The 23,064-nt window shown below is 63.9% G+C and carries 22 protein-coding genes; 14 read left to right on the forward strand and 8 right to left on the reverse strand.

Annotated elements, in window-relative coordinates; all coding sequences use genetic code 11:
- Positions 1-22: 22 nt before the first annotated feature.
- The 5 genes from C2134_RS06790 (at position 23) to C2134_RS06810 (ending at position 6,341) form a co-directional block, all read left to right on the forward strand.
- Positions 23-631, forward strand: a complete 609-nt coding sequence (locus tag C2134_RS06790; protein WP_103318635.1) for a flavin prenyltransferase UbiX — start codon at positions 23-25, stop codon at positions 629-631.
- A gap of 2 nt (positions 632-633) precedes the next feature.
- Positions 634-2,100 (forward strand): NAD(P)H-hydrate dehydratase, encoded by a 1,467-nt coding sequence (locus C2134_RS06795; protein WP_103318636.1) that lies wholly within the window; start codon positions 634-636, stop codon positions 2,098-2,100.
- Positions 2,101-2,172: 72 nt separating this feature from the next.
- Complete coding sequence (locus C2134_RS06800) at positions 2,173-3,096, forward strand: DMT family transporter (RefSeq protein WP_103318638.1); 924 nt, start codon at positions 2,173-2,175, stop codon at positions 3,094-3,096.
- Between the two features lie 108 nt (positions 3,097-3,204).
- Entirely contained in the window at positions 3,205-4,752 is a 1,548-nt protein-coding gene (locus C2134_RS06805; protein ID WP_103318639.1) for a sensor histidine kinase, read from the forward strand.
- Positions 4,749-6,341, forward strand: a complete 1,593-nt coding sequence (locus tag C2134_RS06810; protein ID WP_103318641.1) for a DUF3369 domain-containing protein — start codon at positions 4,749-4,751, stop codon at positions 6,339-6,341. Before C2134_RS06805 ends, C2134_RS06810 begins: the two co-directional genes overlap by 4 nt.
- Positions 6,342-6,409: 68 nt before the next feature.
- On the opposite strand, the gene trhA is transcribed toward C2134_RS06810, so the two are convergent.
- The 7 genes from trhA to C2134_RS06845 all read right to left on the reverse strand — a co-directional run bounded on the left by trhA (position 6,410) and on the right by C2134_RS06845 (position 10,981).
- The gene (gene trhA / locus C2134_RS06815; RefSeq protein ID WP_103318643.1) at positions 6,410-7,027 is read right to left on the reverse strand and encodes a PAQR family membrane homeostasis protein TrhA; all 618 of its coding nucleotides are present in this window, start codon (positions 7,025-7,027) and stop codon (positions 6,410-6,412) included.
- Positions 7,028-7,195: 168 nt separating this feature from the next.
- Entirely contained in the window at positions 7,196-7,852 is a 657-nt protein-coding gene (gene adk, locus C2134_RS06820; protein ID WP_103318645.1) for an adenylate kinase, read from the reverse strand.
- 135 nt (positions 7,853-7,987) lie between these two features.
- Complete coding sequence (gene kdsB / locus C2134_RS06825) at positions 7,988-8,746, reverse strand: 3-deoxy-manno-octulosonate cytidylyltransferase (RefSeq protein WP_103318647.1); 759 nt, start codon at positions 8,744-8,746, stop codon at positions 7,988-7,990.
- Positions 8,743-8,925 (reverse strand): Trm112 family protein, encoded by a 183-nt coding sequence (locus C2134_RS06830; RefSeq protein ID WP_071109009.1) that lies wholly within the window; start codon positions 8,923-8,925, stop codon positions 8,743-8,745. The genes kdsB and C2134_RS06830 overlap by 4 nt, the downstream gene beginning before the upstream one ends.
- The gene (gene lpxK, locus C2134_RS06835) at positions 8,915-9,934 is read right to left on the reverse strand and encodes a tetraacyldisaccharide 4'-kinase (RefSeq protein WP_103318649.1); all 1,020 of its coding nucleotides are present in this window, start codon (positions 9,932-9,934) and stop codon (positions 8,915-8,917) included. Before lpxK ends, C2134_RS06830 begins: the two co-directional genes overlap by 11 nt.
- A gap of 13 nt (positions 9,935-9,947) precedes the next feature.
- The gene (locus C2134_RS06840; RefSeq protein ID WP_103318650.1) at positions 9,948-10,364 is read right to left on the reverse strand and encodes an ExbD/TolR family protein; all 417 of its coding nucleotides are present in this window, start codon (positions 10,362-10,364) and stop codon (positions 9,948-9,950) included.
- Between the two features lie 2 nt (positions 10,365-10,366).
- The gene (locus C2134_RS06845) at positions 10,367-10,981 is read right to left on the reverse strand and encodes a MotA/TolQ/ExbB proton channel family protein (RefSeq protein ID WP_103318652.1); all 615 of its coding nucleotides are present in this window, start codon (positions 10,979-10,981) and stop codon (positions 10,367-10,369) included.
- A gap of 277 nt (positions 10,982-11,258) precedes the next feature.
- On the opposite strand from C2134_RS06845, the gene C2134_RS06850 reads away from it, so the two are divergent.
- Positions 11,259-11,717 carry a DUF4442 domain-containing protein gene (locus tag C2134_RS06850; RefSeq protein ID WP_103318654.1) on the forward strand — a complete coding sequence of 153 codons (459 nt, stop codon included), beginning with the start codon at positions 11,259-11,261 and terminating at the stop codon, positions 11,715-11,717.
- A gap of 63 nt (positions 11,718-11,780) precedes the next feature.
- Here C2134_RS06850 and C2134_RS06855 read toward each other — a convergent pair whose 3' ends face one another.
- A complete protein-coding gene (locus C2134_RS06855; RefSeq protein WP_043620752.1) occupies positions 11,781-12,077 on the reverse strand; it encodes an ArsR/SmtB family transcription factor in 297 nt (98 codons plus the stop codon).
- 112 nt (positions 12,078-12,189) lie between these two features.
- Here C2134_RS06855 and gpmI point away from each other — a divergent pair, with 112 nt between their 5' ends.
- The 8 genes from gpmI to ettA all read left to right on the forward strand — a co-directional run bounded on the left by gpmI (position 12,190) and on the right by ettA (position 22,941).
- Positions 12,190-13,713, forward strand: a complete 1,524-nt coding sequence (gene gpmI, locus C2134_RS06860; protein ID WP_103318656.1) for a 2,3-bisphosphoglycerate-independent phosphoglycerate mutase — start codon at positions 12,190-12,192, stop codon at positions 13,711-13,713.
- A gap of 71 nt (positions 13,714-13,784) precedes the next feature.
- Positions 13,785-15,122, forward strand: a complete 1,338-nt coding sequence (locus C2134_RS06865) for a murein hydrolase activator EnvC family protein (RefSeq protein ID WP_103318657.1) — start codon at positions 13,785-13,787, stop codon at positions 15,120-15,122.
- Between the two features lie 43 nt (positions 15,123-15,165).
- Positions 15,166-16,593, forward strand: coding sequence for a S41 family peptidase (locus tag C2134_RS06870; RefSeq protein WP_103318659.1), 1,428 nt, complete (start codon positions 15,166-15,168; stop codon positions 16,591-16,593).
- Positions 16,594-16,848: 255 nt separating this feature from the next.
- A complete protein-coding gene (gene argA / locus C2134_RS06875) occupies positions 16,849-18,156 on the forward strand; it encodes an amino-acid N-acetyltransferase (protein ID WP_103318661.1) in 1,308 nt (435 codons plus the stop codon).
- A 96-nt stretch (positions 18,157-18,252) separates the two neighbouring features.
- Complete coding sequence (locus C2134_RS06880; RefSeq protein WP_103318663.1) at positions 18,253-18,525, forward strand: oxidative damage protection protein; 273 nt, start codon at positions 18,253-18,255, stop codon at positions 18,523-18,525.
- 71 nt (positions 18,526-18,596) lie between these two features.
- Complete coding sequence (gene ppk1, locus C2134_RS06885) at positions 18,597-20,672, forward strand: polyphosphate kinase 1 (RefSeq protein WP_103318664.1); 2,076 nt, start codon at positions 18,597-18,599, stop codon at positions 20,670-20,672.
- Positions 20,673-20,675: 3 nt separating this feature from the next.
- A complete protein-coding gene (locus tag C2134_RS06890; RefSeq protein WP_103318666.1) occupies positions 20,676-21,155 on the forward strand; it encodes a DUF456 domain-containing protein in 480 nt (159 codons plus the stop codon).
- 118 nt (positions 21,156-21,273) lie between these two features.
- Entirely contained in the window at positions 21,274-22,941 is a 1,668-nt protein-coding gene (gene ettA / locus C2134_RS06895; RefSeq protein ID WP_103318668.1) for an energy-dependent translational throttle protein EttA, read from the forward strand.
- Positions 22,942-23,064 lie beyond the last annotated feature (123 nt).

Here is a 23,064-nt window from a genome sequence, read left to right on the forward strand (position 1 = left end):
GCCCGCCCCTGGAGACTGCCCGATGTCCCGCCGCCAAACCGTCACCGTCGCCCTTACCGGCGCCTCCGGCCTGCCCTACGGCCTGCGCCTGATCGAAACCCTGCTCGCCGCTGGCATCCGGGTGTGGGTGCTGTATTCGCAAGCCGCGCAGATCGTGGCCAAGCAGGAAATGGAACTGACGCTGCCATCGCGCCCGGCGGAAATGAAAGCCTGGCTGCTGCAGCGCTATCCGGCCGCGCCGGATCTGCTGGAAGTTTACGGCCGCGAGGAATGGTTCGCGCCGGCAGCCTCCGGCTCCAACCCGCCGGACGCCATGGTGGTGTGCCCGTGCTCCATGGGCACGCTGGCGGCCATCCGCCACGGCATGAGCGACAATCTGATCGAACGCGCCGCCGACGTCTGCATCAAGGAGCAGCGCAAGCTGGTGCTGGTGCCGCGCGAAACGCCGCTATCGGCCATCCATCTGGAAAACATGCTGGAACTGGCGCGCCTGGGCGTGGTGATCCTGCCGCCCTCCCCCGGCTTCTATACTCATCCGAAGAGCGTGGACGACATGGTGGACTTCGTCGTCTCGCGCGTGCTGGATCAACTGGGCGTGGAGCAGACGCTGACGCCGCGCTGGGGGGAATAAGCATGGACGGCGGCCCTATCCTCAGCCTGCCAGGGCTGCGCCAACTGGAGCAGTCCGCCGAAGCCGCCGGACTGGACCTGATGCGCCGCGCGGCGCAGGCCGCCGCCGACTGGACCGCTCAGCATGCCCCCGCGGCCTCCCGCCTGCTGGTTTGCGCCGGCCCCGGCAACAATGGCGGCGACGCCTTGTACGCCGCGCTGGCGCTGCATCAGCGCGGCTACCGGCTGGACGTCCTGCAACCGTCGCCGCCGGCCAGCGCGGCCTGCCGCGCGGCGCGCTTGGCGGCGGAACAGGCCGGCCTCGCCATCTGGCCTACCCTGCCGGATGACTATCCGGCGCCGGCCCTGCTGATCGATGGCTTGTTCGGCATCGGCCTGTCGCGGCCGCTGGACGCAGGCTGGCAGCGGCTGATGCATGCGCTGAACACCCTGGCCTGCCCCAAGCTGGCGCTGGACTGCCCCAGCGGCCTGAATGCCTACACCGGCCAGCCGCTGGGCGCGGCCCTGCGCGCCGACCACACCTTGACCTTCCTCTGCCATAAGCCGGGCCTGTTTGGCGGCCCTGGCGCCGACTTGGCCGGCGCGGTGACGCTGGCCCGCTTGGACTGCCCGGCCAATCTATACCCGCCGGCCGAAGGCGCGCTGAATGCGCCCGACGCCTCGCCGCTGGCACGGTCGCGGGACAGCCACAAAGGCAGCTATGGCAGCGTCTGCATCCTGGGCGGCGCGCCGGGCATGCTGGGCGCGGTCTTGCTGGCCGGACGCAGCGCGCTGCGCGGCGGCGCGGGCAAAGTCTATCTGTGCCCGCTGGACGACCGGCTGCCGGTGGACCCGACCACGCCGGAACTGATGATACGCCCGGTCGACGAAATGGCTGCGCTGCCGGGCGCGGACGTCATCGCCGTCGGCCCAGGCCTGGGGCAGCAGCCTTGGGCCGAGCAACTGCTGGAGCAGACGCTGGCGCAAACCCAGCCCCTGGTGCTGGACGCAGATGCGCTGAATCTATTGGCCGCCCGTCCCGCGCTGGCCGCCAAGCTGGCCGCCCGCCCCTTCCCGACCGTCCTCACGCCGCACCCGGCGGAAGCGGCGCGTCTGCTGGGGCTGGACACCACAGCCATTCAGGCCGATCGGGTGCGGCATGCGCGCGCGCTGGCGGCGCGTTTCCACTGCGTCGTCGTCCTGAAAGGCGCCGGCAGCCTGATTGCTCGGCCTGACGGCTACTACCTGGTCAATGCCAGCGGCGGGCCGGAGTTGGCCGCGGCCGGCCAGGGCGACGTGCTGACCGGCCTGCTCGCGGCCCTGCTGGCGCAGCGCCTGCCGACATTTGAAGCCGCGGCGCTGGCGGTGTGCCTGCACGGGCTAGCCGGCGACGACTATCGTCTCGAAACCGGCGGACCGATAGGCCTGACCGCCTCCGCCACGGCGGAGCGAATCAGCCGCGTCGCCAACAGGCTGCTCGCCGCGCGCTGAACGCCGCCTTTGCCGCCGACCGCGGTTTGTGGTTAACATCGACCAGGCACCCCCACCCTCCGGAGAGTTGTCTTGTCGCTCCAGCATAACCAGAAAAAAGCCTACGCCTTCGGCCTGGGCGCCGTGCTGGCATGGTCCACCGTCGCCAGCGCCTTCAAGCTCAGCCTGCAATACCTCAGCCCGATGCAACTGCTGCTGTACGCCAGCATCGCCTCGCTGCTGGCCCTGCTATCCATCCTGGCCTGGCAGCGCCGCCTGCCGGAACTGGCCGCGGCTTTCCGGGCGCATTGGAAAAGCTCGCTGCTATTCGGCGCCGTCAACCCGTTCGCCTACTATCTGGTGCTGTTCCAGGCGTATTCCCTGCTGCCGGCGCAGGAGGCGCAGGCGATCAACTACACCTGGGCGCTGACCATGACGCTGCTGGCGGTGCCGCTGTTGAAACAGGCGCTGAGGCTGCAGGACGCCGCCGCGGCGCTGATTTGCTACCTCGGCGTGCTGGTGATCGGCACCCGCGGCCAATTGCTGGAGCTGCACTTCTCCAACCAGTTGGGGGTGCTGCTGGCGCTGTGCTCGACGCTGCTGTGGGCCGGCTATTGGATCTTCAATACCCGCGACGCGCGGGAACCGGTGCTGGGCCTGACGCTGAACTTCGCCTGCAGCCTGCCCTTGAGCCTGGCCTGGTGCGCCTGGCACGGCCAACTGGCGCTGCCCGCCTGGCAGGGGCTGGCCGGCGCCGCCTATGTCGGCGCGCTGGAAATGGGCTTCACCTTCGTGCTGTGGCTGACGGCGATGAAGCTGACGCGCAGCACCGCCAGCATCGCCAACCTGATTTTCCTGTCGCCGCTGGTCTCGCTGTTGCTGATCCACCTGCTCGTCGGCGAGGCCATCCTGCCGTCGACGCTGCTGGGATTGGCATTGATACTGGGCGGGCTGGCGGCGCAAAAACTGCCGCTGGGCCGACGCGCGCGCGCGCAGTTGGCGGACGGCCAGAGCTGAGTCGGCGCGTAAACGCGCCACGGGTTGCGGCCTCCGATTCGATCACTCATGGAAATTCACGCCCGATCTGCCTACGATTGACTTTGAGGGCACGACTAAGCAGGCACCATGAAAAGCATCAAGACAAGGCTTATGCTATGGCTGATGGCCTGGATCACTGTCATTCTGGGCAGTACCGGCCTGTATTTCTACCTACACGACTACGGGATAGACCAGAGCGATTTCCAAACCCAACGCGCAGCCGTGCGTTCCCGTTTGTCGCTCTCCCTGCCCCATGGCATCTGGCAGCTGGATGATGAAAACGTCAGGCTGGCGCTGGACAGCGAATTGAGCTGGCCATCGGTGATCGCCATCAACGTCAAGGGAGAAAGCGGCCTGAACCTGGGACGCACGCGCGACAACAACGGCAATCTGCGCGACATGCTGCCCAACGAGCATCCCAAGGCGGACGATGTGCTCGGCATTCCCATCATCTATCAGGGCAAGGAACACCTGGGCACCGCCACCGTCTACCTGTCGCACGAGGCCTTGCGCGCGCGGGAAAACCAGCACTTGATCACCATCATCGCCCAGATCCTGCTGCTGGACGGCATGATCTTCTTCATCATGTCGTTCAACCTGCAACGCTTCATCTTCCAGCCGCTGGCCAAACTGCAGCAGGCGCTGAACACCGCCATCCGCGCGCCGGACGCCAGCGGCGCCCAGATCACCCATCTGGCGGACGACGAAATCGGCGGCATCGTCAACGGCTTCAACCGCATCGTGGCCCGCACCGCCGCCGATCTGGTGAAACGGACGGCGGCGGAGGCGATCGCCCGCGAGGAAAAGGAAAAAGCCCAGCAGGCCTACAGCCAGCTGATCGCCACTCAAGAAACCCTAGTGGAGGCGGAAAAGATGGCGTCTTTGGGCAGCCTGGTCGCCGGCGTCGCCCACGAAATCAACACGCCGGTAGGCATCACGCTGACCGCCGCCTCGCACCTGGGCACCGCCACGTCACACATCACCGGCAAGCTGGAGAGCGGCAACATCAAGAAGAGCGATTTCCAGAGCTATCTGGAGACGGCGCAGGAATGCTGCGAGCTGATCCTGGCCAATTCCGAGCGCGCCGCCAACCTGATCCACAGCTTCAAGCAGGTGGCCGTGGACCAGACCAGCGAGGCGCGCCGCAGCTTCCACCTGCACGACTACCTGAACGAAGTGATCACCAGCTTGAAGCCGCGCTTCAAGCACACCAAGGTCAATATCGACATACAATGCGAAGAAGACATCCTGCTGGACAGCTATCCTGGCGCCCTGGCCCAGGTGCTGACCAATCTGGTTGTGAACGCCCTGATTCACGGCTACGAAAGCGGCGAAATAGCCGGCGTCATTCTGATAGAAGCCCATCGCCACGACGACCAACATGTGTCCCTGACGATCAGCGACAACGGCAAGGGCATCGCGGCGGAGAACCTGGGCCGGATTTTCGACCCGTTCTTCACGACGCGTCGCGGCAGCGGCGGCAGCGGGCTGGGCCTGAACATCGTCTACAACATCGTTCGGCAGCGGCTGGGCGGTAACATCGAAGTGCACAGCGAGCTGGGGCAAGGCACCCGCTTCAAACTGGAAATGCCGTGCATCGCCCCGACAGTCCAGCATAAGGAGAATGTGGCATGAGCAGCGAAACCCTGCCTCCCGACGAAGACAACTGGTTGCTGGACGACAGCGACGGCGACGTCCCGGCCCGCCCTTCCGAGATGCGAAAGCCATGGAAGGTGTTGATCGTCGACGACGAGAAGGACGTGCACACCGCCACCCGCATCGCGCTGCGCGGCATCAGCTACAAGGAGCGTCCGCTGGAACTGCTCAGCGCCTATAGCGGCGGCGAGGCCTTCCAGTTGCTGAGACAGCATGCCGACATCGCGCTGATCATGCTGGACGTCGTGATGGAAAGCGAGGACGCCGGCCTCAGGCTGGTACATCGCATCCGCGAAGAGCTGGCGAATGGCGTGGTTCGCATCGTGTTGCGCACAGGCCAGCCCGGCCAGGCGCCGGAGCAGGAAGTCATCCTCAATTACGATATCAACGACTACAAGACCAAGACCGAGCTGACCACGCAGAAGCTGTTCACCACCACCATCGCCTCGCTGCGCGCCTATGAAAACATGGTGTCGCTGGAAAAGAACCGCCAGGGGCTGGCCAAGATTCTGGAAAGCGCGTCGGATCTGTACCAGCTGCATTCGCTGCGCGAATTCGCCTCCGGCGTGCTGCGCCAGATCAGCGCCCTGCTGGACATCGGCACCGACGGCATCCTGTGCGTACGCAACGAGAACCATATCGGCCGGCCGGAGCTGGAAATCCTGGCTGTTTCCGGCGCCTACGAATATCTGGCGGACAAGGGCGACCTGTCCGGCGAACCCAAGCTGCAGGCGATCTTCCTGCAGGTATTCCGCGAAAAGCGCAGCATCTATCAGCATCCTTACGATGTGCTGTACATTTCCTCGCGCAACAGACGCGAGTTCGCGGTGCATTTCATGCCGCAATGGCCGCTGGATTCGGTGGAATGCGACCTGCTGGACGTGTTCTGCCAACGCATCTCCGCCGCCTACGACAACCTTTACCTGTACAACCAGTTGCGCAGCGCGCAAGAAGCTACCGTGGTGGCGCTGGCGGACCTGGCGGAATTCCGCGACACCGATACCGGCGACCACGTGCTGCGGGTGCAGAAGCTGACCGATGCCATCGCGCAGGAAATGTTGATGAACAATCACTATCCGGAACTGATGACCCGCGAGTTCCTGGACATGGTGGGCATGGCGAGCATCCTGCACGACATCGGCAAAGTGGCGACGCCGGACCACATTCTGCTGAAACCCGGCAAGCTGGATCCGGAGGAACGCGCCATCATGGAGCAGCACGCCACCATCGGCGCGCAAATCCTCGCCAAGTCGGCGCAAATGGTCGACGGCGCCAGTTACCTGGCCTTGGGCTCGGAAATCGCCGGCGGCCACCACGAGCACTATGACGGCAACGGCTACCCGCGCAAGCTGAAGGGCCAGGACATTCCGCTCTCGGCGCGCATCGTCGCCGTGGTGGACGTGTTCGATGCGCTGCTCAACAAGCGGCCGTACAAGGAACCGTGGAGCATGGAAGAGACCATGAAATACATCAATGGCCGCGCCGGCAGCCAGTTCGACCCGCTGGTGGTCTCCGCGCTGAGCCGGCTGGTGGAAGAAGACAGGTTGCCGGTCAAGTTTGGCGACTAGCCGGTTTCAAGCAAAGCAAACGGCAGCCTGTTCTGGCTGCCGTTTTCATGGATTCCGACGCCAAGCCGTCAGGCGACGTAGTTCAACACGCACATATACTGGCAGATGCTGCCGCCCAGCACGAACAAGTGCCAGATGCCGTGGCCGTGGCGGATCTTTTCGTCGTTCAGAAACCAGTAGATGCCGACGCTGTACAGCACGCCGCCCAGCGCCAGCCAGAACAGCCCGCCCGGCGCCAGCGCCTCGATCAGCGGCTCGATGGCGATCAGCACCAGCCAACCCATCGCCACGTATAGAATCATCGACAGCACGCGGGTGCGCCGACCCAGCGTCAGCTCCTGCACAATGCCGAACAAGGCCAAGCCCCAGCTCAGACCGAACAGCGTCCAGCCCCAGGCGCCGCGCAGCGTCACCAAGGCGAAGGGCGTGTAGCTGCCGGCGATCAAGAGATAGATCGCGGAGTGGTCGCACTTCTGCAGAATGGCCTTGGCTCGGCCCTGGAAGCTGTGATACAGCGTAGAAATCAGATACAGCGTCACCAGCGTGCCACCATACAGGCTGAAGCTGACGATCTTCCACGGATCGCGTTGCGACGCCGCTTCCACCACCAATACCACCAGTCCGACTATCGCCAGCACCGTGCCGGCCAAATGGGAATAGCCGTTGAAACGTTCCCCGTGATACATATTATTATCCCCGCCCGGCCCCCTCGGCCGGCCTCGTCGCGCAAATTGCTTGGAGCCGCCATGGCTCCGCCGGGTTCCATTGTCCCTCTTCCTCCGGCCTGAAACCAGCGTTTTGCGCAAACAAAAAGCGGGCCCATGGCCCGCTTGCGCGTCAGAACTGCCCCCGGATCAGGCGCCCAGCGCCTTCAGCACATCGTCACGCACGGTTTCCACCGCGCGGGCGCCGTCGATCTTGACGTATTTCGGCGCCTTGGCGCTGCCGCCGGCAGCCAGTTTGCCGTAGAAGCCCACCAGCACGGCGGTCTGCTCGTGGTAAACCGACAGGCGCTTCTTCACGGTTTCTTCCTGGTCGTCATCGCGCTGGATCAGGTCTTCGCCGGTCACGTCGTCCTTGCCGGCCACTTTCGGCGGGTTGAAGGTGACATGGTAGGTGCGGCCGGAGGCCAGGTGCACGCGGCGGCCAGCCATGCGCTCAACGATGGCGGCATCCGGCACGTCGATTTCCACCACGTAGTCGATGTCCACGCCAGCGGCGATCATCGCCTCGGCTTGCGGAATGGTGCGCGGGAAGCCGTCAAACAGGAAGCCATTGGCACAGTCGGCCTGAGCGATGCGCTCCTTGACCAGGCCGATGATGATGTCGTCGCGAACCAGGCCGCCTGCGTCCATGATGGCCTTGGCTTCCAAGCCCAGCGGCGTGCCGGCCTTGACCGCGGCGCGCAGCATGTCGCCGGTGGAGATTTGCGGAATGCCGAATTTCTCGCGAATATAGTTGGCTTGGGTGCCTTTGCCGGCGCCCGGCGCGCCCAACAGGATCAATCGCATGTGTTTGACTCCAGTCTGTTTTGAATTATGTGTTGTATGTTGAGACGCCGACAAAACTCGCACCGCGCACGAGCCAAGCCGCGCCCACGCAGGCGGCGCGAATCGGCTCAACCGTGTTGTCAGCGTGTTAGCCCGTCAGGCCGCGAACAGCCGGCGCACCCGTTCCAGGTCTTCCGGCGTATCCACTCCGGCGGCCGGCGCCTCGCTCGCCACCGCCACCATGATGCTGTAACCATGCCAGAGCACGCGCAATTGTTCCAGCGCTTCGTATTGTTCCAGCGGGCCCGGCGCCAGACTGGCATAGTCGGCCAGGAAGCCGGCGCGGTAGCCGTACAGGCCGATATGGCGATAAACCGGCAAACCGGCGGGCAGCGCCGAACGGTCGGCGGCGTAGGCGTCGCGGGCATACGGAATGGCCGCGCGGCTGAAATACAGGGCGCGGCCATGCTTGTCCAGCGCCACTTTCACCACATTGGGATTGAAGTGATCGGCCGCGTCGTGAATGGCGTGCGCCAGCGTCGCCACCGGCGCGTCGGTCTCTTCCAGCAGCTCGGCCAACCGGTCGATCAGCGCCGGATCGATCAGCGGCTCGTCGCCCTGCACATTGACCACGCGCGCGTCGGCCGGCAGCGCCAGCTTGGCGGCCACCTCGGCCAGGCGGTCGGTGCCGCTGGCGTGGTCTTCGCGCGTCAATACCGCCTCGACGCCATGCGCGGCGCAGGCGGCCAGGATGTCGGCGTGGTCGGTGGCGACGATCACCCGAGCGGCGCGGCTCCTCGCCGCCTGCTCGGCCACGCGCACCACCATGGGCTTGCCGGCGATGTCCGCCAGCGGTTTGCCCGGCAGGCGGCTGGAGGCCAACCGCGCCGGGATCACCACGATGAATCCGCTCATTTCACTTCTTCTTCCGGCGGCAGTTCGCGCGCTTCCGACTCCAGCATCATCGGGATGCCGTCCTTGATCGGGAAGGCCAGGCGGTCGCCCTTGCAAATCAGCTCGTCCTTGCTCTTGTCGAACACCAGCGGGCCCTTGCACAGCGGGCATACCAGAATTTCCAGAAATTTAGCGTCCATGTTCCATCTTCAAGCGGGCTAGTATCCAGTCGCACAGATCAGGCGCCAGCATGGCCTGAACCGGCAAAACCCATAGTCTAGCACGCTGCGCCGGCTCATGAAGCACGCGCGCGAGCTTGACCGCGTCCTTGCTGGTGACGATCACCGCATCGGCATCGACAGGCAAATCGCCCGCCCCAAACGCGTGATGATCGGGAAAGGACAGCGCGCGGCTGACCGCGATGCCCTGCCCCGCCAGCGTGTCGAAAAAACGTTGCGGATGGCCAATGCCAGCCAGCGCCGCCACCTGCTGCCCGGCGAAATCGTCGGCCGCCCGGGTGCGCTCGGGGTCATCCAGCGCATGGCAGCGCCCCGCGCGCAGCGTCATCGTGAAGCGCGGCAAGCCATCCGGCAAGGGCAGATCGCCACCCTCGCCATTCACGACGACTGCGTCCACGCTGCGCAAGCGGGACGGCGGCTCGCGTAGCGGGCCGTTGGGCAGCAGCCGGCCGTTGCCCAGCCCGCGCCGCCCGTCCAGCACCACGATCTCCAGGTCGCGCGCCAGGCGGTAGTGCTGCAGGCCGTCGTCGCTGAGGATCAGTTCCAGATCAGGGTGCAGGGCCAGCAGATGGCGGCCGGCGGCAACGCGGTCGCGCCCCACCACCACCGGCGCGCCGGCGGCCGCCAGCAGCAGCGGCTCGTCGCCCACTTGCGCCGGATCGCCGTCCGGCTTCACCTCGATCGGCGTCGCCGCGCTGCCGCCGTAGCCGCGGCTGATCACACCGACCTTGACGCCGCGCGCGGCGAACGCGCGCAGCAGCGCCAGCGTCAGCGGCGTCTTGCCGACGCCGCCGACATTGATGTTGCCGATCACCACCAGCGGCACCGGAAGCTTTTCGCTCGATTTCCAGCCACGGCGGAACGCCTGGCGGCGGACAGCAGCCAGCAGCGCAAAAAGCCCTTCCAGCGGCGCCAGAAGGGCTGTCAACCAGCCGCGCGGCCGGTACCAGTGTTGTTCGATCAGACTCATGCCGCTTTCGGCTTCACTGCAGATTCTGGGTGGCGAAGGTCAGTTGCGACAAGCCCGCCTCACGCGCCGCCTCCATCACGGTGATCACCGATTGATGGGTGGACTTGGCGTCGGCGTTGACCACTACCACCACATCGCTCTTGCCGGCCGCGGCGGCCTTCAGCTTGTCCAGCAAGCCGGCCTTGTCGCCGCTGGCGAGCTTGGCGTCGCCGACCGCCATCGCGCCGTCGGCCGCCACCGCGACATTGATCTCGGTGGTCTTGTTCTTCTGCTGCTCGCCTTGAGCGGACGGCAGATTGATCTTCAGCTCGGAAAAATGGGAATAGGTGGTGGTGACCATCAGGAAAATCAGGATCACCAGCAGCACGTCGATCAAGGGAATGAAGTTGATCTCCGGCTCGTCCCGGCCGCGTCCGCGACGAAAGTTCATGCTCAGCTCCCGTTCTTGCGCTCGCCGTGCACCACTTCCACCAGCTTGATCGCCTGCGCTTCCATCTCAACCAGCAGGCCGTCCACCTTGGAGCGGAAGTAGCGGTAGAACATCATGCTGGGGATGGCGACGATCAGGCCGAAGGCCGTGTTGTACAAGGCGACGGAAATGCCGTGCGCCAGTTGCTGCGGATTGGCGCCGCTGGCGTTTTGCGAGCCAAAGATTTCGATCATGCCGATCACGGTGCCCAACAGACCCAGCAGCGGGGCCATGGCGGCGATGGTGCCCAGCGAGGTCAGCAGACGCTCCAGCTGGTAAGCCACCTGACGGCCTTCGTCTTCGATCGACTCCTTCATCACTTCGCGGCTGCCATGGACATTGCGCAGGCCGGCGGCGAACAAGCGTCCCAACGGCGAATGGCCGTGCAGCTTCTGCAGCAGTTCGTCGCGATCGCCGACGCGGCGGTATTCCTGCAGCGTCTGGGCCAGCAGGCCAGACGGCACCACCGCGCCGCGCCGCAGCGTGTACAGGCGTTCCAGAATGATGGCCAGCGACACGACCGAGGCCGCGATAATGGTCCAGATCGGCCAGCCGGCCGCTTCAACGATAGCCCACACGAAGCTTTCTCCGTAATCGATACAAACGTGAGACTTTATTACCTCAATCGGACTGAGGCAACCTCAGACCCGGAAAAATTCCCGGGCATTGCCGCTTTTTTGGGCATGACCAGCCAAATGCCCCGCCCATCGGCCCATTCCACAACTTATCCACAAAGTTATTCCGCGATTATTGTGGATAAATTTCCCGGCGCCTGCCGCAGTCTTGAAAGCCAGCATTGACAAGGCTCAAAGCTTTGCCGACGATGAGGCATCCAAACAATCGTTTGAATGAAATATGAACCTTCCCATCTGGCTGATCAAGCTGCTGTTCAATCTATGGCCGCCCTTCCTCGGCGCCGGCATCCGCGTCCACAAGCTGTCGCCGGACTTCCGCCAGGCCGAGGTGCGGCTGAAGTTGGGCTTCGGCAACCGCAACTACGTCGGCACCCACTTCGGCGGCAGCCTGTACGCGATGACCGACCCATTCTACATGCTGATGCTGCTGCGCCAGCTGGGCAATGATTACTATGTATGGGACAAGTGCGGGCGCATCGACTACGTCAAGCCGGGCCGCGGCGTGGTGCGGGCGCTGTTCAATCTGCAAGAAGAGCAACTGGCGGAAATCCGCGCCCTGACCGCCGACGGCGAAAAACATCTGCCGGAAATGACGGTGGAAATCCGCGACGCCGACGACGAGCTGGTGGCTACGGTGCACAAGACCCTATACGTGCGCAAGAAGCCCCATCTGCGCTGAAGCCGCCGCCATCAACAAAAAAGCCGCTTTTCAAGCGGCTTTTTCTGCGAGTCCGGCTGCGGATTACTCCCCGAAACCACAGAACACTTCGCGCATCATCTTCAGCACTTCCAGCGTGCGAATGTCGCCTACGCGGTAAAAGACACGGTTGGCATCCTTGCGCGTGCGCAAAACGCCCTTGTCCCGCATAATAGCGAGGTGCTGGGAAATATTGCTCTGGGAGGTGCCAACCTGCTCGACAATGTCTTGCACGCTCACTTCCCGGTCTTCCAGCACCGATATGATCTTCAGACGCAGCGGATGCGACATGGCTTTCATCGCCCGCGAGGTCTGCTCGATCTGGTCGTCGTTGAACAGCAAAGCGTTTCTCCTAACCTAATGTAGCTTGAATTTTATTGATTTGACTGCGTGACAATAGTATCGGCAAAATTCGATACTATCAAGGTTTTCTAATATTCTGAATGCGAATGCCATGAAATCGATCACCCCGGTGTTGCTATTAATCCTCGACGGCTTCGGCCACCGCACGGAAGGCGACGACAACGCCATCCTGCATGCCAACATGCCCAACTGGAACCGCCTGCGCCAGCAGTACGCGTACGGCACCATCAATGCGTCGGAAAACTTTGTCGGACTGCCCTCCGGCCAGTTTGGCAACTCCGAGGTGGGCCACCTCAACATCGGGGCCGGCCGCATCGTGCAGCAGGACATCAGCCGCATCGACTGCGACATCGAGGACGGCCGCTTCGCATCGAATGACACGCTGCAACAAGCCATGAGCAAAGCTCAAAGCTCTGCCCTGCATGTGTTCGGTCTGTTATCCGACGGGGGTGTGCATAGCCATGAAAACCACATCCATGCGCTGATCCGCGCCGCCCAGGCCGCCGGCGTGCCCCAGATCTACGTCCACGCCTTCCTAGACGGCCGCGACACGCCGCCGCGCAGCGCCGAAACCTACCTCAAGCGCCTGGACGCCGTGCTGGCAGAATGCCCGAACGCGCGCCTGGTCTCCGTCACCGGCCGCTACTGGGCGATGGACCGCGACAAGCGCTGGGAGCGCGTCGAGCCGGCCTACCGTCTGCTGGTGGAAGGCGAGGGACTGTTCCATGCCGACACCGGCCTCGCGGCGCTGCAAGCCGCCTACGCCCGCGACGAGAACGACGAATTCGTCAAGGCCACCGGCATCGGCGCGCCGGTGAAGATGCAGGACGGCGACGTCGTCATCTTCATGAACTTCCGCGCCGACCGCGCGCGCCAGCTGACCACTGCGCTGACCGACCCGGCCTTCGACGGCTTCCCGGCCCGCCAGCCCAAGTTCGGCTACTTCGCCACCCTCACCTCCTACGGCGAGGCTTACTCGGCGCTGCCGACGGCCTACGCGCCGCAAAAAATCAACAACGGCATGGGCGAATACCTGTCGGCTCAGGGCATGAAGCAGCTGCGCATCGCCGAAACCGAGAAATACCCGCACGTGACCTACTTCTTCAACGGCGGCGAAGAGCAAGTGTATCCGGGCGAAGACCGCATCCTGGTGCCGTCGCCCAAGGTGGCCACCTATGACCTGCAACCGGAAATGAGCGCCGGCGAAGTGACCGACAAGATCGTCGCCGCCATTCAGTCCGGCCAATACCAGGCCATTTTCTGCAACTACGCCAATGGCGACATGGTGGGCCACAGCGGCGTGTTCGACGCTGCGGTCAAGGCCGTGGAGGCGCTGGACGGCTGCATCGAACGCTGCGTGGAAGCGATGCTGGCGGCCGGCGGCGAAGTGCTGATCACCGCCGACCACGGCAACTGCGAACAAATGTACGATGGCGAGCACCACCAGCCGCACACGCAGCACACCACCAACAAAGTGCCGTTCCTGTACATCGGCCGCCCGGCGAAAATCCGGGACGGCGGCTCGCTGCGCGACATCTCTCCGTCGCTGCTGGCCATGATGGGTCTGGAACAACCCGTGGAAATGACCGGTCAATCGCTGATCGACTTCCAATAATCGCCCCGACAAACGGCGGCCATGCCAGGCATGGCCGCCGTTGTTGCCTCAAGCGAAAGAACATCAAGGGAATGAAACGCTATCTCCTTCTGGCCCTGCTGGCCGGTGCCGCCCAGGCGGCCAACACCTCCTCCTCTTCCGCCCTGTCGGCCGCGCCGCATCAGCAGGATCTGAAAACCGTGCGCAAGGAAATCGACAGCCTGAAAAAGGATCTGGCGCAGAAGCAGTCCGTGCAGAAGGAGGCGCAATCCGCCATCAAGGAATCCGAGCAGGCGATCAACCAGACCCAACAAGCCCTGGCCACGCTGGAAGAAAAACACAACCGCTCCGAACAGCAACTGGCCGAGCTGCGCGCGAAGATCGACCAAACCCGCCGCACCCTGGCCGAAACCCGCCAGCGCGTGGGCCAGATGCTGGTCCGTCAATACAAGAACGGCCAGCATGATGCGATGAAGCTGATGATGAACGCCGACGATCCGAATCAGAACGCGCGCGACCTGACCTACTATCAGCACATCGCCCAAGCCGAGCAACAGCTGGTGCGGCAACTGGTAGCCCAGCAGCAGCAGCTGGAAACCCTGTCCTCGCAGCTGGAGCAGGAACTGGCCCGCTTGAACAGCATGTCCAGCCGCAAGGCCCAGGAAAAGAACGAACTGGAAAAGGACAAGACCCAGCAGCAGCAGCAATTGAGCAAGGTATCCGGCGAAATCAAGCAAAGCCAGAGCAAGCTGACTCAGTTGCAGGAGGACGAGAAACGCCTGACCAACCTGATCGCCCAGATCAACCGCGAAATCCAGCGCCGCCGCGCGGAAGCGGTGCGCAAGGCGGCCGAGGCCCGCAAAGCCAAACAGGCTGCGGCGCGCGAAGCCGCCCGCAAAGAAAACGAACGCCGCCGCCAGCTGGCGGAAAACGCCAAGAAACAGGGCAAGCCGGTGCCGGAAGAGGCGAAAAAACAGGTGGTGGTCAAGGAAGAGCCGGCCGAACAGGTCGACGACGTGGCGGACGGCAGCGCGGCCGGCCGCGCCTTCGCCAGCCTGCAGGGCAAGATGAAGCTGCCGGTGGCCGGCCAGATTGCCGGCGCCTTCGGCAAGCCGCGCCGCGAAGGCACCACCTGGAAAGGCATTTTCATTCGCACCGCGGTTGGTCAGCCAGTACACACCGTGGCCGATGGCACGGTAGTATATGCCGATCAGTTGCGAGGATTCGGCAAGGCGGTGGTCATCGACCACGGCGGCAACTACATGACGGTCTACACCGGCCTGTCGGCGATCGCGAAATCATCCGGCAGCAGCGTCAAGGCCGGTGAAACACTTGGCAACACTGGTACACTGGACAACGGGGATGCCGGATTGTACTTTGAGATACGGCACCTGGGTCGCCCCCTCAACCCGCAGGCCTGGACACGCTAAGGTGCCGGGTACGGAGAATTTGCACAGCATGAGCAGCCAAAGAATGAAAAAAATCGCCTGGTTGGTGGCCGGAGCCATGGCAGGCGGCGTCCTCACCCTCAGCATGCAGGCGCTGGCCGACAAGGAAGCGTCTCCGCTGCCGTTGAACGAGCTGCGCACCTTCGCCGAGGTATTCAGCCTGATCAAGCAGAGCTATGTCGAGCCGGTGGACGACAAGAAGCTGATCGACGAAGCGATCAAGGGGATGCTGACCGGACTGGACCCGCACTCCGATTACATGACGCCGGATGAATTCAAGGAACTGCGCGAAGGCACGCAGGGCGAATTCGGCGGCCTCGGCATCGAAATCGGCGCCGAGGACGGCCTGGTCAAGGTGGTGTCCCCCATCGAGGACACCCCGGCGCAGAAGGCCGGCATCAAGAGCGGCGACCTGATCATCAAGATCGACGACACCCCGGTGCGCGGCCTGTCGCTGAACGACGCGGTGAAGAAGATGCGCGGCAAACCCGGCAGCAAGGTCACGCTGACCATCGCCCGCAAAAACGAAACCAAACCCTTGGTCTTCACGCTGGCGCGCGCCATCATCAAGACCAAGAGCGTCAAGTACAAGATGCTGGAGCCCGACTTCGGCTACGTGCGCATCGCCCAATTCCAGGAGCACACGGCGGAAGACCTGGCGGCCGGCCTGCAAAAACTGTACAAGGACAACAAGCAGCCGCTGAAGGGCCTGGTGCTGGACCTGCGCGACGATCCGGGCGGCCTGCTCAACGGCGCCGTCGGCGTGGCCGCGGCCTTCCTGCCCAAGGACAAGCTGGTGGTCTACACCGAAGGCCGCACGCCGGACGCCAAGATGCGCCTGACGGCCACGCTGCAGAACTATGCCCGCCAGAACGGCACGGACCCGCTGGCCAAGCTGCCGGCCGAGGCGCGCAACGTGCCGATGGTGGTGCTGGTCAACGGCGGCTCCGCCTCGGCGTCGGAAATCGTCGCCGGCGCGCTGCAGGATCAGAAGCGCGCGGTGCTGGTAGGCACGCAAACCTTCGGCAAGGGCTCGGTGCAGTCCATCCTGCCGCTGGGCAGCCAGGGCGGCATCAAGCTGACCACCGCCCGCTACTTCACGCCTAGCGGCCGCTCCATCCAGGCCAAGGGCATCGTGCCGGACGTGGTGGTGGAAGACGCCACCCTGACCGCCGCGGACCAGGCGCTGCGCGTGCGCGAGGCCGATCTGGAGAACCACCTGGCCAATCCGAATGGCGACGACAAACCGGCCAAGACCGCCAAGCCGGAAGTCAAACCGGCGCCGAAGCCGGTCGCCGTGCCGGTTCAGCAGCAGGACAAGGGCAAACCGCAGGACAACCCGGACGATGCCGGTTTTGGCCCGCGCGAACCGAATGTGAAGAACGACTACCAGCTATCGCAGGCGTTGAACGTGCTCAAGGTACAGCAAATTCTGCAAAAGCGCGCAAACTAAGCCCGCATGCTCTGACAACGCTCCCCTTCGGGAGCGTTTTTGTTTTCCTTGCCCAAATACCGTAAGACCCGCTAACACAACCCCTGATCCTGCGTTGCGCCTCCTTGCCGCACTCAAGTACTGTCTGCGTCGGCGCGCCTTGGCTCAGGCTCTCTCACGAGGTTTTGTTAGCGGCTCTAAATCCATCCTGCAAAACAGCGTCATTCCTGCTACGCTATCCGGTTGAATCACCGTTTCCGCCGGAGCCGTTTTACCATGCCAACCCGCGAGTTCGTTCTGACTTTCCGCGAAGCCGCCCCCTACATCAACGCCTATCGCGGCAAGACCTTTGTGCTGGCGCTGGGCGGCGAAAGCCTGGTTGACGGCGACTTCTCCAGCATGGCCCAGGACATCAACCTGTTGGTCAGCCTGGGCGTGCGCATCGTGCTGGTGCATGGCATCCGGCCGCAGATCGAAGCGCTGCTGAAGCGCCACGGCATCGCCCGCCTGTTCCACCGCGATCGACGCGTCACCGACGCCGCCACCATGGATGTGGTCAAACAGGCCGCCGGCGCCACCCGCCACGATGTGGAGGCGCGGCTGTCGATGGGCATGCCGCACTCGCCGATGCATGGCGCCCACTTGCGGGTGGCCGGCGGCAATTTCGTCACGGCGCAGCCCTTGGGCGTGCTGGACGGCGTGGACATGCAGTACACCGGCCAGGTGCGCCGCGTCGATGCCGCCGCCATCCGCCAGCGGCTGGATTGCGGAGAGCTGGTGCTGCTGACGCCGGTAGGCTATTCGCTGACCGGCGAGAGCTTCAACCTGACCATGGAAGAGCTGGCCACCCACGTCGCCATCGCGCTGAAGGCGGAAAAATTGATCTACGTGGTGGAAGGCCGCGGCGTGGTGGAGCGCGACGGCCAGCTGATCAGCTCGCTGACCGCGCAGCAGGCCGAGGAAATGCTGCAATCGGGCAGCCTGCCCGAGGACGTGGCCGCCTACCTGCCCTACTGCATCCGCGCCACCCGCGACGGGATTCCGCGCGCCCACTTGATCAGCCGCCATCAGGATGGCGCGCTGCTGCTGGAACACTTCACGCGCGGCGGCAACGGCACCATGATCGCCCGCGATCCTCTGGTGCGGGTGCGCCATGCCAGCATTGAAGATGTCGGCGACATCCTGGCGCTGATCCAGCCGCTGGAAGAGCAAGGCATTCTGGTGCGGCGCAGCCGCGAACGGCTGGAAGTGGAAATCGGCGAATACGCGGTGCTGGAGCACGACGGCAAAGTCTATGGCTGCGTGGCGATGCATCCGTTTCCGGAGGCCGACACCGCCGAGCTGGCCTGCCTGGCGGTGTCGCCGGAGAAACGCGACGGCGGCTTCGGCGAAATGTTGCTGCGGCACGTGGAGTACCAGGCGCGCGCCCGCGGCCTGCAGTCGCTGTTCGTGCTGACGACCCAGACCTCGCACTGGTTTGTCGAGCGCGGCTTCGCCGAGGCGGACAAGAGCTCGCTGCCGTTGGCGCGCCAACAGTTCTACAATTTTCAGCGCCGTTCCAAGGTGTTTGTAAAACAGCTGTAACCCCTTGCACCCATGATGCAGCCAAGGTTGGAAGCTCGCGCCCGCTGTGACACAATAGCCCGCTGTGCCAATCAGAATACAAGCAAGGATTAAGCCATGAGCAGAACCGTCAATTGCGTCAAGCTGGGCCGCGAAGCCGAAGGCCTCGACTTCCCGCCGCTGCCGGGCGAGCTGGGCAAGCGCGTTTTCGAAAACGTGTCCAAGGAAGCCTGGCAAGGCTGGCTGCGCTACCAGACCATGCTGATCAACGAAAACCGCCTCAGCCTGGCTGATGCCCGCGCCCGCCAATATCTGGCGTCGCAACTGGAGGCCTACTTCTTCGGCGCCGGCGCCGATGCCCCGGCCGGTTACACGCCGCCGCAGAACTAATCTTGTCATCCAGCCCTCCAAGCGAGGGCTTTATTGTCTCCATCTCTCGAAAATATTGGCTCTCACACCGTATGTCACAACCGCAAGACCTGCTGCTGAATCGTGAACTGGGATTGATAGAATTCAACCGCCGCGTGCTGGCCCAGGCGGAAGACCCGAATCTGCCGCTCTTGGAGCGGCTGAAATTCCTGTGCATCGTCTCCTCCAACCTCGACGAATTCTTCGAGGTGCGCATCGCCTGGCTGCAGGATGCGGCCCATGCCACGCCGGAGCGCATCCTGGCCGACGGCTCCACGCCGGAGCAGGCCCTGGCCAAGGTGGCCCGCGCCTGCCATCAACTGGTGCGCGAGCAGTACGCGGTTATGAGCGAGGTGCTGTTCCCGGCCTTGCGCCAGGAGGGCATCATCTTCCTGCGCCGCAACGAATGGACCGAGCAGCAACGCGAGTGGGTGCAGAGCTATTTCTTCCGCGAGTTGATGCCCATCCTGACGCCGATCGGGCTGGATCCGTCCCACCCCTTCCCCAAGGTCTTGAACAAATCGCTGAACTTCGCGGTGGAGCTGGAAGGCCGCGACGCCTTCGGCCGCGCCTCCGGCACCGCCATCGTGCAGGCGCCGCGCATCCTGCCGCGGGTGATCAAGCTGCCGCCGGAAGTCTGCGACGGCCATGCGCATTGCTTCGTCTTCCTGTCCTCCATCCTGCACTCGCATGTGCATGAACTGTTCCCGGGCATGGCGGTCAAGGGCTGCTACCAGTTCCGCGTCACCCGCGACAGCGAACTGTCCGTCGAAGACGACGACTTCAAGAATCTGCGCACCGCGCTGCAAGGCGAATTGCGCCAGCGCCAGTTCGGCGACGCGGTCCGGCTGGAAATCGCCGACACCTGCCCGCAGCACATGGAATCGTTCCTGCTGACCCAGTTCAACCTGCAGGCGCGCGATGTCTACCGCGTCAACGGCCCGGTGAACCTGGTGCGCCTGATGCAGGTGCCGGACCTGGTGGACCGCTCCGACCTGAAGTTCGCGCCGTTTGCGCCGTCGCTGCCGGTCGCGCTGCAGAAAAAAGCCAAGCCGCCGCTGTTCGAAACCATCCGCAAGGGCGACATCCTGCTGCATCACCCGTACCAGAGCTTCCAACCGGTGATCGACTTCCTGACCCAGGCGGCGACCGACCCGCACGTGGTGGCGATCAAGATGACGGTGTATCGCACCGGCACCGACTCGGTGCTGATGGAATCGCTGATCGCCGCCGCCCGCGCCGGCAAGCAGGTGACGGTGGTGGTGGAGCTGATGGCCCGTTTCGACGAAGAAGCCAATATCGGCTGGGCCAGCCGGCTGGAAGACGCCGGCGCCCACGTGGTGTACGGCGTGATCGGCTACAAGGTGCACGCCAAGATGCTAATGGTGGTGCGCCGCGAAGCGCACGGCCTGCACCGCTACGTGCACCTGGGCACCGGCAACTACCACCCGCGCACCGCGCGGATGTATACCGACTTCGGCCTGTTGACCTGCAACGAGGAAATCGCCAGCGACGTCAACGACATCTTCGTCCAGCTCACCGGCCTGGGCCGCGCCAGCAGCCTGAAGCACCTGTTCCAAAGCCCTTTCACCCTGCACAGCATGATCATGCAGTCCATCGAGCGCGAGATCGAGCACGCCCAGGCCGGCAAGCCGGCGCAGATCATCGCCAAGATGAATTCGCTGCTGGAGCCGCAGGTCATCCACGCGCTGTACCGCGCCAGCCAGGCTGGCGTGAAGATCCAGCTGATCGTGCGCGGCGTGTGCGCGCTGCGCCCAGGCGTGCCGGGCCTGTCCGACAACATCATGGTGCGCTCCATCGTTGGCCGCTTCCTGGAACACCCGCGCGTATTCTACTTCTACAACGACCACAAAGAAGACCTGCTGATGTCCAGCGCCGACTGGATGGGCCGCAACTTCTTCCGCCGCATCGAAACCTGCGTGCCGATTCTGGACAGCAAGCTGAAGCGCCGCATCATCAAGGAAGCGCTGCGCATGTATCTGGAAGACAACGTCAACAGCTGGGAAATGCAGCCCGATGGCGGCTACAAACGCCGCTCCGGCCGCGGCAAGCCGCATTGCGCGCAGCTGGAACTGCTGGCCCTGTACACCGGTCCGCAGGCGGAATAAGCCATGACCGCGCTTGGTTATCTGGCTGCCGCGCTACTGATGGTCGCCGGCCTCGCCGGCACCATCATCCCGGCCATCCCCGGCCTGCCCTTGCTGTTTGGCGGCCTGCTGCTGGCGTCCTGGCTGGATAACTTCCAGCATCTGGGCGCGATCAGCCTGAGCATTCTGGCTGTGCTGGCGGCGCTGGGCCTGCTGGTCGATTTTGTAGCCGGCCTGCTGGGGGCCAAGGCCACCGGCGCCAGCCGGCAAGCGTTGTGGGGCGCCTTCATCGGCGGCCTGGCCGGCATGTTTCTCGGCCTGGTTGGCGTCATTCTGGGACCGATGATAGGCGCGGTGATCGGCGAATTCCTCGCCCGCAAGGACGCCTTCCAGGCGGGAAAAGTCGGCATCGGCACCTTACTCGGCTTCATCGTCGGCGCCGTGGCCAAGGTGGCCTGCGCCTTCGCCATGCTGGCCACCGCCGTGCTGGCATTGGTGTTCTGACCCGCGCTTTCCCGATTCAAGCGCGGCCGGCATCACGCCGGCCGCTTTGCCATCTGTGCTTGCCACGCCGTTTTGGTAGAATCAGCGCTTAGTCCATTCAAACAATGTGAATAAGTCCATGGCCCAATACGTGATGTCGATGCTCCGCGTGAGCAAGATCGTCCCCCCGAAGCGTCAGATCATCAAGGACATCTCCTTGTCCTTCTTCCCCGGTGCCAAGATCGGCCTGCTGGGTCTGAACGGCGCGGGCAAATCCACCGTGCTGAAGATCATGGCCGGCGTGGAAAAGGAATACGACGGCGAGGTGCAATGGCAGCCTAACCTCAACATCGGCTATCTGCCGCAGGAACCGCAACTCGACCCGGAAAAAACCGTGCGCGAGGAAGTGGAAAGCGGCATGGGCGATGTGATGGGCGCGCAAAAGCGCCTGGAAGAAGTGTATGCCGCCTACGCCGATCCGGACGCCGACTTCGACGCCCTGGCCGAAGAACAGGCCAAACTGGAAGCCATCATCTCCGCCGGCGCCGGCGACAATGTCGAGCACCAGCTGGAACTGGCCGCCGACGCGCTGCGCCTGCCGCCGTGGGACGCCAAGATCGGCCCGCTGTCCGGCGGCGAGAAGCGCCGCGTGGCCCTGTGCAAGCTCTTGCTGTCCAAGCCCGACATGCTGCTGCTGGACGAGCCGACCAACCACCTGGACGCCGAATCCGTCGAGTGGCTGGAACAGTTCCTGGTCCGCTTCCCCGGCACCGTGGTGGCGGTGACCCACGACCGCTACTTCCTGGACAACGCCGCCGAATGGATTCTGGAACTGGACCGCGGCGAAGGCATCCCGTGGAAGGGCAACTACTCGTCCTGGCTGGAACAAAAGGAAGCCCGCCTGGAGCAGGAAGCCAAGAGCGAAGGCGCCCGCATGAAGGCGATGAAGCAGGAACTGGAATGGGTGCGCCAAAACCCCAAGGGCCGCCAAGCCAAGTCCAAGGCGCGTATCGCCCGCTTCGAAGAGCTGTCCAGCTATGAAACCCAGAAGCGCAACGAAACCCAGGAAATCTTCATTCCGGTGGCCGAGCGTCTGGGCAATGAAGTGATCGAGTTCGAAAACGTATCCAAAGGCTTCGGCGACCGCCTGCTGATCGACAATCTGAGCTTCAAGGCGCCGGCTGGCGCCATCGTCGGCATCATCGGCCCCAACGGCGCCGGCAAGTCCACGCTATTCAAGATGATAGCCGGCAAGGAACAACCGGACGCCGGCTCGGTGAAGATCGGCCAGACCGTGCAAATGGCCTTCGTCGAGCAAACCCGCGAGGGCCTGGACGGCGACAAGACCGTGTTTGAAGACGTAGCCGCCGGCGCCGACATCCTGACCGTCGGCAAGTTTGAAATGTCCAGCCGCGCTTATCTGGGCCGCTTCAACTTCAAGGGCGCCGACCAGCAGAAAAAGGTGGGCATGCTGTCCGGCGGCGAACGCGGCCGTCTGCATCTGGCCAAGACGCTGCTGAAAGGCGGCAATGTGCTGCTGCTGGACGAACCGTCCAACGATCTTGACGTGGAAACCCTGCGCGCGCTGGAAGACGCCTTGCTGGAATACGCCGGCACCGTGTTCGTGATCTCGCACGACCGCTGGTTCCTGGACCGTATCGCCACCCATATCCTGGCGGCGGAAGGCGAATCGCAATGGACCTTCTTCGACGGCAACTATCAAGAATACGAAGCCGACAAGAAGAAACGCCTGGGCGAAGAAGGCGCCAAGCCCAAACGCATCCGCTACAAGCCGATCACCCGCTGATCATTACGCTGCGTGCCATGCCAAGCCCCCGCCTGCGGGGGCTAATGTGATGGTCAGCCCGACTCAACCGCCCTGCTGGCGTAGCTAGCAGGGCGGTTTCCCTTTCTGCGCAGGAGGTTCTCA

Origin of the sequence: Chromobacterium sinusclupearum (genome assembly GCF_002902845.1) — a bacterium.
Lineage (GTDB): Bacteria > Pseudomonadota > Gammaproteobacteria > Burkholderiales > Chromobacteriaceae > Chromobacterium > Chromobacterium sinusclupearum.